The organism is Mucilaginibacter sp., assembly GCF_965201005.1.
Lineage (GTDB): Bacteria > Bacteroidota > Bacteroidia > Sphingobacteriales > Sphingobacteriaceae > Mucilaginibacter_A.
In genome coordinates this window covers 3205975-3218241 of record NZ_OZ241747.1, presented here as the reverse complement: position 1 = coordinate 3218241, position 12267 = coordinate 3205975, and the positions used below count along the sequence as shown (strand labels likewise).

General features: G+C 41.1%; 10 protein-coding genes and 3 pseudogenes. 11 read left to right on the top strand and 2 right to left on the bottom strand.

Going from position 1 to position 12267, the window contains the following annotated elements:
- Positions 1-9 precede the first annotated feature (9 nt).
- The 6 genes and pseudogenes from ACOFKR_RS14700 to ACOFKR_RS14675 all read left to right on the top strand — a co-directional run.
- A complete protein-coding gene (locus ACOFKR_RS14700; protein ID WP_419801558.1) occupies positions 10-1944 on the top strand; it encodes a glycoside hydrolase family 3 N-terminal domain-containing protein in 1935 nt (644 codons plus the stop codon).
- A 143-nt stretch (positions 1945-2087) separates the two neighbouring features.
- Complete coding sequence (locus tag ACOFKR_RS14695) at positions 2088-2735, top strand: SGNH/GDSL hydrolase family protein (protein WP_419801557.1); 648 nt, start codon at positions 2088-2090, stop codon at positions 2733-2735.
- Between the two features lie 39 nt (positions 2736-2774).
- Positions 2775-3134 carry a hypothetical protein gene (locus tag ACOFKR_RS14690; protein WP_419801556.1) on the top strand — a complete coding sequence of 120 codons (360 nt, stop codon included), beginning with the start codon at positions 2775-2777 and terminating at the stop codon, positions 3132-3134.
- Between the two features lie 18 nt (positions 3135-3152).
- Positions 3153-3311, top strand: coding sequence for a hypothetical protein (locus ACOFKR_RS14685; protein WP_419801555.1), 159 nt, complete (start codon positions 3153-3155; stop codon positions 3309-3311).
- Between the two features lie 38 nt (positions 3312-3349).
- Positions 3350-3685: a transposase gene (locus tag ACOFKR_RS14680; RefSeq protein ID WP_419801479.1), complete on the top strand. Its 336-nt coding sequence runs from the start codon at positions 3350-3352 to the stop codon at positions 3683-3685.
- A gap of 142 nt (positions 3686-3827) precedes the next feature.
- Positions 3828-4526, top strand: a pseudogene (locus ACOFKR_RS14675) (IS3 family transposase); the annotation flags it as partial.
- Between the two features lie 83 nt (positions 4527-4609).
- On the opposite strand, the pseudogene ACOFKR_RS14670 reads toward ACOFKR_RS14675, so the two are convergent.
- Both ACOFKR_RS14670 and ACOFKR_RS14665 read right to left on the bottom strand, forming a co-directional pair.
- Positions 4610-5710 (bottom strand): annotated as a pseudogene (locus ACOFKR_RS14670) (IS481 family transposase).
- Positions 5711-5773: 63 nt separating this feature from the next.
- Positions 5774-6997, bottom strand: a pseudogene (locus ACOFKR_RS14665) (IS256 family transposase).
- Between the two features lie 392 nt (positions 6998-7389).
- Between ACOFKR_RS14665 and ACOFKR_RS14660 the strand changes: the two are divergent.
- The 5 genes from ACOFKR_RS14660 (at position 7390) to ACOFKR_RS14640 (ending at position 12204) form a co-directional block, all read left to right on the top strand.
- Positions 7390-8364: a sensor histidine kinase gene (locus ACOFKR_RS14660; RefSeq protein WP_419801554.1), complete on the top strand. Its 975-nt coding sequence runs from the start codon at positions 7390-7392 to the stop codon at positions 8362-8364.
- Between the two features lie 96 nt (positions 8365-8460).
- The gene (locus tag ACOFKR_RS14655; protein ID WP_419801553.1) at positions 8461-8778 is read left to right on the top strand and encodes a carbonic anhydrase; all 318 of its coding nucleotides are present in this window, start codon (positions 8461-8463) and stop codon (positions 8776-8778) included.
- Positions 8779-9290: 512 nt separating this feature from the next.
- Positions 9291-10385 carry a DoxX family membrane protein gene (locus ACOFKR_RS14650; protein ID WP_419801552.1) on the top strand — a complete coding sequence of 365 codons (1095 nt, stop codon included), beginning with the start codon at positions 9291-9293 and terminating at the stop codon, positions 10383-10385.
- Between the two features lie 99 nt (positions 10386-10484).
- Positions 10485-11267: a 3-deoxy-8-phosphooctulonate synthase gene (gene kdsA / locus ACOFKR_RS14645; protein WP_419801551.1), complete on the top strand. Its 783-nt coding sequence runs from the start codon at positions 10485-10487 to the stop codon at positions 11265-11267.
- Positions 11257-12204: a KpsF/GutQ family sugar-phosphate isomerase gene (locus ACOFKR_RS14640; protein ID WP_419801550.1), complete on the top strand. Its 948-nt coding sequence runs from the start codon at positions 11257-11259 to the stop codon at positions 12202-12204. The genes kdsA and ACOFKR_RS14640 overlap by 11 nt, the downstream gene beginning before the upstream one ends.
- Positions 12205-12267: the final 63 nt, after the last annotated feature.

The following is a 12267-nucleotide window of genomic DNA, read 5'->3' as shown; positions in this document are numbered from 1 at the left end:
TATCATTATATGTTATCTATAAAAAAAATTATTTTTACCGGCGGTCTTTCCGTGATGTTTGTCACTGTATTGATTGCATTCAAGCAAAAGGATGTTAACGCTCTGCCAAGCCAAGTGATCCAAAATTCCTCCCTTCTTAAGACAATTGAGGGCGTAACTTTCAGGGATCTCAACAAAAATGGTAAGCTCGACATTTATGAAGACAATCGTCAGCCAATAGCAGATAGAGTGAAAGACCTGCTAAGCCAAATGACGTTGGAAGAGAAGGCAGGAACGATGTTTATCAATGGTTGCCTGGTTAATGGCAATGGAAGTATTGATACAAGGCCAGAAGCAACGGTTGCCTATGCGCTTAACATCAAACCAGCAATAGATAAATTGCACATGAGCCATTTTAACTTGTTTCTGGTTCCAGAACCGGATAAACTGGCGTTGTGGTATAACAATGTGCAGAAGTATGCCGAAAAAACACATCTTGGAATACCTGTTACTATAGCTTCCGATCCTCGCCATCATTTTGGTGCAAATATTTTCGCCTCTTCCGCTAAAGGTTTTACCCAATGGCCGGAACCACTTGGATTTGCAGCAATCGGAGACGAAAAGCTGACGCGGGAATTTGCAGACGATGCCCGTCAGGAGTATTTAGCCGTAGGAATAAGAGAAGCTTTGCACCCGCAGGTTGACTTGGCCACTGAGCCGCGCTGGTCTCGTATTTCAGGTACTTTTGGTGAAGATGCTCACCTTAGCGCTCGTATGGCAACCGCTTACATATATGGTTTTCAAGGTATCAAACTCGATTCAAACAGCGTTGCTTGCATAACCAAACATTTTGCGGGCGGCGGCCCCCAAAAAGAAGGCTTGGACCCACACTTTTCGTTTCAAAAAGGGCAAGTTTATCCAGGGAAAAATTTCAGTTATCATCTTATTCCATTTGAGGCGGCGTTCAAAGCAAATACGGCAGGGATTATGCCTTATTATGGCGTTCCAATCGGGCAATCCAGCGAAAATGTAGGGTTTGGCTATAATAAAGATATGATTACGGGGCTGCTTCGAAACAAATACCATTACGATGGCATAGTATGCACCGATTGGAGTTTGGTTACCGACGTACCCATTGGTAACTTTATATTCCCGGCAAGGGCGTGGGGCGTAGAAAACTTAGACGCAGAACAGCGCGTCCAAAAAATCATAGATGCCGGCTGCGATCAACTTGGTGGCGAAAACATACCTGAAGTGATAGTCAAGCTGGTCAAAGATGGAAAAATCAGTGAAAAGCGAATCAATCAGTCGGTAACCCGCTTGCTTCGTCAAAAATTTGAGCTGGGTTTGTTTGATAATCCGTTCGTTGATGTTGATAAAGCCATGAAAACTGTTGGCAATGCGAAGTTTAAAAAAGCAGCTGATGCTGCTCAGCGCAGGGCTATGACACTGCTAAAAAACGATCATAAAATTCTGCCGCTGGCAATCGGAAAATTAAAAATTTACGTTCAGAATATTGATTCTTCCGAAGCGGCCCATTATGGTACAATAGTTAATAAACCTGAATCAGCAGACATTGCATTGATCCGTTTAAATACGCCATATTATCCCGTTCCATCTTCTATACCTATCTCGGCGATGTTCCATCATGGCGATTTGGATTTTAAAGGAAAGAAGAAAGACGAAATTTTACAATTGCTGCATACTGTGCCAACTATAGTTATTATGAATGTAGACCGCCCTCCGGTTATAACTGAAATTAGCCAGGCAGCCAAAGGCCTGCTATTGGATTTTGGGGCAAGTAATGCCGCGGTACTGGATGTGGTTTTTGGCAAATTCAAACCGGGAGGCCGACTTCCGATCGAATTGCCTTCATCAATGGAAGCTGTGCGCAATCAAAAGGAAGATGTCCCATATGATTCTAAAGATCCTCTGTACAAATTCGGTTTTGGGCTAAGCTATTAAAAAGTAGCTGCTAAGAGTAGTAGATACACTACGAGACCAAGAGAAAAATGTGTTTGTAACCGGTTTAAATCAAAAGCTATAATAAATTCGATATGTCAAAATACTTTTATTGTATAGTGCTAACAGTTTTAAGTTTTAGACTAATGGCACAAACTGCTGATGAGCAGTTACATAAAGACTGGGCTAATCTTAAAAGGTATGAAAGTGCCAACAATAACCTACCAGACCCATCTCCTGGTGTTCACAGGGTAGTATACATGGGAGACTCTATTACCGATCTCTGGTTTTTCAGCGATTCGCTGTTTTTCAAAAGTAATAATTATGTCGGACGTGGGATTGGCGGTCAAACAACCGGCCAAATGCTATTACGATTTCGTGAGGACGTCATCAACCTTAAACCTACGGCAGTTGTCATTCTTGGCGGCATCAATGATATTGCTGAAAACAACGGTCCAACAAAAACGGAAGATATAATGGGAAATATCGTTTCCATGGCAGAACTTGCTGAAACCAATCACATCAAAGTTATACTTTGCTCTATATTACCTGCCTATCATTTCTTTTGGCGTCCCTCGATCAATCCTGTGCCCAAAGTATTGGCAATAAACGCTATGATTAAAACATATGCTAAAAAGCACCATCTTGCTTATCTTGACTACTATTCATCAATGGTAGATAACAGGGGCGGCTTGCCGGAATGTTTGGCAAAAGATGGTGTCCATCCCACGCTTAACGGTTATAAATTAATGGAGCCGCTTGCATCTTTTGCTGTTACCGAAGCCTTAAAATAAACAACTATTAAATTACATAATCATTAAAATCATCAAACTATGCAAAAAAAAATTCTATTATCAGCAATTGCTTTACTTGTTATCGTAACCGTTTGTTTTGCTCAGGATCTCATTTCAGGCCATTGGGTTGGCAAGATAATGGACACTTATGAAATCGCTTACGACTTTAAGACCAATGGAAATAAGCTTACCGGAACGGTTACTGGTGGAACGCAAGATGGAAAGCCACAACCGATATCAAACGGCGTCATTAAAGGAGACTCCTTATTTTTCAAGATGCCGTCACAAATGGGCCAGGACTTCGCTGTAAAGGGATGCGTTAAAGGAGATAGCATGAACATTGCATTTAATGCTATGGGAACGGACATTTCTACTACTTTAAGAAGAGGGCAAAAGTGAAAGAAATAAAAAATAGCAGTGCCTTGGCTAATCAAGGTGCTGTGCTATTACATCACTTTGTTTGGCGTAGCTGTTTTAAACGGTATTATGCTGATCGGCTACTTTAACCAGCTGAAAGAGGAAGCTGTGGACAATATCTATAAGCGGGTAATCGAAGGGTGGAGTTGCTACCTTTGACTGGACAAAAGGTTAAGGGAAAAACTTAACTTTAAGATATGTCAAAAACGAGAAAACGATATGACCGTGAATTTAAGGTGATGGCTGTAGAATTGAGCAAGGGGCGTTCCGACCTGGGCGTGCTATCAAAAGAACTGGAAATTAAACCGTCTTTGTTGTACCGTTGGCGCAAGGAACTGGAAACGAAGGCAGGAACGAGTTTTCCGGGACAGGGCAAAGTACTTTATACACCGGAGCAGGCGGAAATACACCGGCTAAAAAAAGAGCTGCTCGACATGCAACAGGGGCGCGACATCTTAAAAAAGGCCATGGCATCTTCTCCAGGGGCGATGGCAAATATTCCGGTTCCTAAAAGACAACAGGACAATATTTAATATCGGGAAGATGTGTAAAATGTTTAAAGTGAGCAGAAGTGGTTTTTATAGCTGGTTAAAGTGCACTCAATCTAAAAGGTCACAGTCGGATATGAAATTACTGTCAGAAATCAAGCTGGTTTATCACTAGAGCAAACGAACATATGGAGGCCCAAGAATATCCCGCGCACTTGGTCAACGCAATATTATATTATCCAGGCAAAAGGTGGCCCGGCTGATGAAAAAAGAAAACATCAGGAGCCTTATTAAGAAAAAGTTTAAGGCCACTACGGATTCTGAACACCAGTATACTATACCGGAAAACATGTTGGAGCGGAATTTCAAGCCCGGCACGACCGGTACGGTTTGGGTATCGGACATTACTTACATCAAAACGGGGCAAGGCTGGCTGTATCTGACTACCGTAATTGATCTGGGTGACCGTAAAGTAATCGGCTGGGCATTGAGTTCTGGTATGAAGGCAACAGAAACAGTGATTCCGACTTTTAAAATGGCACAAAAGAACAGGCCCATCACGAATGACCTACTTTTTCATTCTGACCGTGGCGTGCAGTATGCCTGTAACGAATTCAGGGATTTGTTGGGAAAGAATGCCTTAATTACCAGAAGTATGAGCAGAAAAGGAAACTGCTGGGACAACGCAGTGGCAGAAAGCTTCTTCAAAACCTTAAAAGCAGAATGCGTTTATCAGCACAAATTTACTTGCAAAGAACAGGCAGCACTGATGATTTTTGAATACATCGAAATCTGGTACAACCGTAAACGGTTACATTCTGCCCTTGGTTACATGTCCCCGCAGGACTTTGAAAAACAACTAAACAAACAAATTATCGCAGCTTAACTTGTAATAGTCACGATTTGATCTGACAGTTGTCTGTTTTTGTTAGTTGTCCGATTTGATTTGTGAATATAGTGATTTGTTTTCTAAATGCACCAGACCAGGTTCTTCCAAACCCTTTTTGGGAGTGTTTGAAAGAACTGGTTTTCGGCCAAATACTCCGGCAGTTTTGTTTTGGCAAGCGGGATGCTGTCCTGAAAGGTTTGCATCGGTGTTTTTCCGAAGCAGTATTTGCCACTGTGTGTTCGCTCGTGATTGTAGTAGTCCATCCGCCTGTCCAGGTCAGCCTGTAACTCGATGATACCCCGGTACACTTTTTTGCGGAAAGTAATGGCGTAAAACTCGTCCTGAATGGTGCGGTGAAAGCGTTCACAAATGCCATCGGTCTGCGGACTTTTTGCTTTCGTCTTGGTATGGTCGACGTCTTCTATGGCCAGGTACAGTTGGTGTTCATGCTGTTCTTTAATGCCACAATATTCAGTTCCCCAATCAGTCAGGATGCGGAGCAACCGCAGATCATGCTGTTCAAAGAACGGCACAACTTTATCGTTAAGCATTTCTGCTGCAACCAGTGCATTCTTGCGGTCGTACAACTTGGTAAAGGCAACCTTGGCATAGGTATCAATGAAAGTCTGCTGGTAAATATGGCCTGCACCTTTGATGTTGCCAACATAATAAGTGTCCTGGGCACCAAGGTAACAGGGATGGTGGGTCTCAATCTCGCTGTGTGCTTTCTTTTCTTCTTTAGCTTTTTCAAGTGGCACTATCTCCGCTTCGGTCAACACTATGCCTTCCCGAACCTATTTGGCCTCCAGTGCTTTTAACCGAAGATGAAAAGTTTGCAGGTCATGGCGTAGCCAGTTGCTTCTTACCATGCCGGAGAGATCGTAATACCTTTCTTTCTCAGTTCATTTGATACCCGGAACTGGCCTAAAGCGGGCTGCTCGATGGCCATTTCCAGGACTGCTTTTTCAATATATTCCTCAGCCCGGTTCTTTATTACTGGTTTTCTCCGGCTGATTTCCTGTAAAGCCAGTTCGCCGTCCTGTTCATACAGGCTCTTTAAAACGGTAAAAGCTGTCCCTGCTGTAGCCCATTACTTTGCAGGCCTGCGATACATTCCCCAAATGCGGGGCAAGTTCCAAGATGCCCAGCTTGTTTTTGAGGATTTTCTCTTGTGCCGTCATTGCTTTAATCTAATTTTAAGTTACTACTCTTTTTCGTAACTGCCAGATTAAATCTTGATTATCTCAATTCAAATCTAACTTCATTCTTTGGGGAAACCAAATGGCTAGTTTCTGGGCCGTCTGTCCCCAATTTGCCAGTGGCATTGTTCATTTTCGTTTAATGTTGTTGTGAGCCAGGTACATGAGTTTTAATAAGGCCATGTCTGGAGTAAATGCCCCTTTGGTCTTGGTCACTTTCCTGATCTGACGATGAAACCCTTCAATCGTGTTAGTGGTGTAAATCAGTTTTCGGATGAAGGCATCATACCGGAAATACGTGGTTAGCTTGGCCCAGTTATTTCGCCAAGATTCTATAACTTTTTCATATTTGGTCCCCCATTTCTTCTCCATCTCATCCAGACGCAGTTCAGCCAGATCAAGGTTATCAGCCCGGTATACAGGTTTGAGATCGCTCATAAACGCCTTCTGATCCTTAGAGGCCACATACTTTAAGCTGTTGTGGATTTGGGGGACAATACAGCTCTGGACTTCAGTTTGGGGGAATACCGTGTTGACAGCCTGCTGAAAGCCGTTCAAATTATCGATGCAGGCAATCAGGATATCTTGTACCCCAAGATTTTGCAAATCGGTCAGTACCGACAGCCAAAAGTTGGCTCCTTCACTTTGAGATACATACATCCCGATGAGTTCTTTACGGACATGACGGTCAATACCTAAAATATTATAAACCGCCTGCGACACCATGCGGTGATCTTCTTTTACTTTGTAATGCATGGCATCTAACCATACAATCGTATAAATCTCTTCTAAGGGACGTGATTGCCATTCTTTGACTTCGGGAATGATCTTGTCTGTAATGGCCGATAAGGTAGCGTGACTGATGTCCGTGTAGTACATGTCCTTGATGTGTTTGGATATATCACGGAGGCTCATCCCCAAGCCATACATCCCCAAAATCTTACTTTCAAGGCTTTCAGATAGAATCGTTTCCCGTTTTCTAATTAACTCAGGCTCAAAACTGGAAGCACGGTCACGTGGGGTCTCGACCGAAATGGTAACTGATGAGGTGCGGACATCTTTGCTTGTTTTGCCATTTCTGCGATTGCCGGTGCTGCGTTCAGCCTCGTCCAAATGAGTTTCCATCTCTGCCTCTAAGGCAGCATCCAGGAAACTTTTTAACAAGGGTGCAAAAGCACCATCCTTACCATAGAGTGATTTGCCCGAGCGGAGTTGCTCAAGGACTTTCTGTTTCATTTGCCCGTAATCGAGCGATTCTTCTTTCTTCATTTCTAAACTGTGTTACTAAGTTAATATTCTAACTCGTGACACAGTTTATTTTACACCCGCTAATAAACTGATATTTGAATTGTTTTCCAACAATGATTATATTTTCGTCTTTAACCTGTACTTCATCAATACAATTTGGCCGATCATATATACAATTAAAAATTAAAGTATTTGAAGACTTTCATTTGCAAAATGAAAAAGACCAGAGTGTCCGGCCTTGCTGCTCATTTTGCGGGATGGCTTGTATTTGTTGCGTTCCCATTTATATTTATTAGTGCCAAAAAAGTACTAACAATAACCTTTCACTGCTTTTAAGCCAGCAATATCTGTTATTCAGAACGTACTATTTGCTAATATTCTATTTCAACAGTTTAATTCTTGTTCCACAGTTGATGTTCAAGAATAAACGTGTTTGGTATATCCTTGTTATTTTGTTACTCCTTGCAGGTACATTTTACTTGAAATCTTTTCAGGGACTGTTATCAAAGAGTTCTTCAATTAACCAAACCAGTATCTCATTCATTGAATTTGGCGGCACTGATCAAAAATTCGACGAAAAACAACTACCACCGGGTAATGAACCGCCACCCTTTCAAAATCATCCTTCAAATTTTGGCAAGCCTGGCGGGCTACCACATACTGGCAATTTAGTATTACCTCCATCGAAACAGGGCGGGAATACGACAAGCCTTTTCCTATTTGTCGTTATTATAGGTTTAAGTACTTCCCTGGCCATAACTAAGGAATGGCAAACATCCGAACGGCGAGCGGCTTATGCTGAAATTGGGAAAGCAAATGCGGAACTATCTTTTTTAAAAGCGCAAATCAACCCGCACTTTTTACTCAACCCGCTAAATAATATCTACTCACTTGCAGTCGAGGGCGACATCAACACGGCTGAAAGCATAATGAAACTATTGAATATTATGCGGTATGTAACCGATGAGGTCTTAGCAGATTTCGTCCCTTTAGAAAACGGACTTGAATGTATCGATAACTACATTGACCTGCAACGGTTTCGAATAGGTGAAATGACTAAAATTGATTACATCTTTAGCGGAGATGCCAATGGAAAAGAAATCACGCCGCTTATATTCATGACTTTTATCGAGAATATTTTCAAATATGGCATCAGTAAACAGGAAAACAGCAAGTTGATCATCAAAATTACCATTGCTGCCGATCATATCAAGTTATTTTGCAGTAACCCTGTTTACAATAACATCCGGATTGAAGTACGTAATGGTATCGGTATTCAAAATACGATACAGCGGCTTGATCAGCTTTATTGCAAAAATTACAAACTGAATATTGACCGTACTGGTAATTTTTTTACTGTTGAACTAACACTAAACAATAAAGTATGAGGATTAAATGCATAACCATAGATGATGAGCCTTTAGTGCTCCGACTGATTAGTGGGTATATTAAACAGTTCCCTTTCCTTGAGTTAGTTGGAATGTTTGAACGAAATAGTGTTGACTTATGGTATTATTTACAGCTGGCTTCGGCATATCAAAGATATTTACCGTTTGCACGCCTTCGAGCTGGATTTGATCAGCGATGAAAAAGAGCGCGCCAACCGATTGGTAGAATACAATGTAATGGAAGGCGTAAACAACCTGTGCAAAACCTCCATCATCCAGAATGCCTGGGAAAACAACAAAACACTAAGCGTGCACGGCTGGGTTTACGAACTGAGCACCGGTTTTATCACCGATTTAAAGGTGAGCACCACCTCCAGCAACAATATGAACGATGTTTTTAAGTTCGATTTTTAAGAGCCTGTCCAAATTTGTTTCTGAAAAAAAACTGATGCTTCTTTTAGCACTATAAATTTGGTGCGTTGTGCTACCTGCTTACAAAAGCAAATTATACTTCACCAATTTATAGGTGGTAAAAGAAGCATTGTAAAACAGATGTAGTAAAAATAAAAAGCTTTTAAATTCAAAAAAACTGAGCAAACGATTCAGGTTTTTTACACGCAATTACTTGTTTTTTGGGTAATATAAATGCTGTTTTTATCGTACAGGTTTCAGCCTTCCGGATTTATTCCGGAGGGCTTTTTATTGACGTTAATTTGTAATATTACAAAGATAAATTTGTAAACATCAGTATGATGAAAGAAGAAAATTTAGCAGTTTCTGATTGGTCGTTTTTTCAAAAAATACTGTTCAGGTTATTTTTCCTATTATACGTTTTGATAATCTTTGTTTTCCGGAACGGTTCAATGCCTTTAGTAAATTCTATCTATGGTATTCTCCTAAAACCACTAAACTTTTCTGTATTGTGGTTGGGAAAATTATTATTAAACGGAAAAGAAGTAGCCCAACCACTCAGTACCGGAAGTGGAGATACAACATTCAATTATATCACACTGTTTGGTGTTGTTTTGGCGGCTGTGATCGGTGCAATTATCTGGTCGGTATTGGATAGAAACCGATCAAATTATCAAAAGCTCTTTTATTTTTTAAGTGTGTTAATCCGGTTTTATCTGGGTTTTTGGATGATCTCTTACGGCTTAATGAAGCTTTTCAACATGCAATTTGGCGATCTTTCAGAGTACAGTTTAAAAAAAACTTACGGCGAATCTTCCCCAATGGGACTTGCCTGGGCATTTTTTTCCTATTCAACTGGTTATAAGTATTTTATGGGAATGGCAGAAGCTTTGGGCGGTTTGTTATTGCTTTTTCGTAGAACGGTTGCTTTAGGTGCGATAATTACGCTTACGGTAACAGCAAACATTGTGGCAGTCAATTATTTTTTTGATGTGCCGGTGAAAATATTTTCTACTATATTATTGTCAATGAGCTTCTTTCTGATTTTGAAAGATGCAAAACGTTTTCTCAATTTTTTTCTGCTCAACAAAGCAACCCAACCGGTCAATCTTGGTTCGTTCAATGGCAAAAAACACAGTATTTGGCTAACTATTTGCAAATATGGGCTGATCATCTATCTCGTAATCCCGGTATGTGCCAATTACTTTACCCATAGAAACGATTTCAAAATTTATGGCAAGTTTCAGGTAGAAAGTATTAAACAAACTGACTTAAATACCCAAATCAACAATACTGATTCTGTAACTTGGAAGAAGGTTGATATCCTATTTGATTCTGTAAAAGTTGAGTTGTCCAACAACAAAACTTTAATATTTTTATGCAATGTTGATCGTGTTAATAAAAAGATAATTCTGTTTAGTTCCGGTAATAATAATCTTCAATACGAATTTACTTATGAATATAAAATGCCCGATCAGCTTGTTTTGTCCAGCATAAATCTTTCCAGCCATAAATTGCTGCTTGTTAACTTGCGCAAAAATAACACTGCTTCTTTTCCATTAATGAGCCGTGGTTTTCATTGGGTTAACGAATATCCGTACAGCAGATAATTTAACCGGTAAAAGAAGTATTGTTGAAACATCATAATAGATTTTTCCGGACATAATTTCACTCATTAATCTATCTTTGGTTTTTATTAATTTAAGCTGATGGATTACAACCTCCTCCAAACCAAACCCTTTTTCATTGTCGGCCCCTGCGTGATGGAAAACCGCGAACTACTGTTTTTAGTGGCAGAAAAACTGGTTGAAATCCGCGAAAAGTTAGGTGTAACCATTATTTTTAAATCTTCTTTTGATAAAGCTAACCGTACTTCAATTAAATCTTACCGCGGGCCGGGTCTGGAAAAAGGAATGGAAATGCTGCAAGCTGTAAAAGATACTTTTGGTTTGCCGGTTACTACCGATATTCATGAACCTTTTCAGGCCAAAATTGCTGCTGAAGTTGTTGATGTTTTGCAAATCCCGGCTTTTTTGTGCCGGCAAACCGATTTGTTGGTGGCTGCTGCCGAAACCGGTAAAATTGTCAACATCAAAAAAGCGCAGTTTTTGTCCGGTCATGATATGTTTTATCCGGCTCAAAAAGTAGCCGAAGCAGGCAACAACCAGGTGATTTTGACCGAACGCGGTAACAGTTTTGGTTACAACAACTTGGCGGTAGATTTCCGGAATTTGGATGATATGAAAGCGTTTGGCTATCCGGTTTGTATGGATTGCACGCATTCTGTACAGCGGCCGGGCGGCGCGGGCGACAAAACCGGCGGCGACCGCAAATTTGTGCCTTTGATGGCGCGGGCGGCCAAAGCTTTTGGCGCAAACGGTTATTTTATCGAAACGCATCCTGATCCTGACCATGCTTTAAGTGATGGGCCAAACATGTTGTATTTAAGTGATTTGGAAGATTTGATCAGCGAACTTGCGCATGGAAAATAGCCGGTTGAGCATTGCCCGTAGGGTTTTTCAGGTCGAAATAGAATCGTTGCAACAGGTTGCCCATCAGCTGGATGAACAATTTGACTACGCAACAGAACTCATTTTAAATTCCGCAGGCAAAATAATCGTTTCCGGGATCGGCAAATCCGGTTTGATCGGCAAAAAAATTGTGGCCACCTTAAATAGTACCGGTACGCCTGCTTATTTTTTGCACCCAAGCGAAGCTTTCCATGGCGATCTGGGCATCATCAGCCATTCGGATGTATTGATTTTAATTTCTTTCTCCGGAGAAACCGATGAAGTGCTGAAACTGGTCCCGTTTTTAAAATGGCATCAAAATAAGTTGATTGCCATCACCGGAAACCCCGCATCAACATTGGCCAAAAACGCGGATTGTTGTTTAAAACTGATGATTACGCAGGAAGCTTGTCCGCTGCAACTGGCACCAACTTCTTCTACCACGGCGATGCTGGTTTTGGGCGATGCGCTGGCCATTGCTTTGATGGAAGCCCGGAATTTTTTACAGGAGGATTTTGCCCGCTTTCATCCCGGCGGAAGTTTGGGCCGGAAGTTGATCACGCGCGTAAAAGATTTGATGCGGACAGACAATCTGCCTTTTATCAAACCTGATGCTTCTTTTACCGACCTAATTTTGACCATGTCGGCAGGGCGTTTGGGTTTGGTGATTGTGGGCGATGAAAACCATGCGGAAGGAATTGTTACCGATGGCGATTTGCGGCGCGGATTGGTTCGGTTCCCGGATACTTCACAAATAAAAATTCAGGATATTTTCAACCCCAAACCCATTATTATTGCTGATAATGAGTTTATTAGTGAAGCCGAAACCCTGATGATCCAGAAAAAAATAGCAACGGTTTTGGTGGGCGATGCCGAAAAAAATATCGTAAAAGGAGTATATCAAATTTATAATTCCTGATGGCTGCAAACCAATACTGTTTTTAGCAGGTAATTTTTTGCTTACCTAAAATTAATATATTTG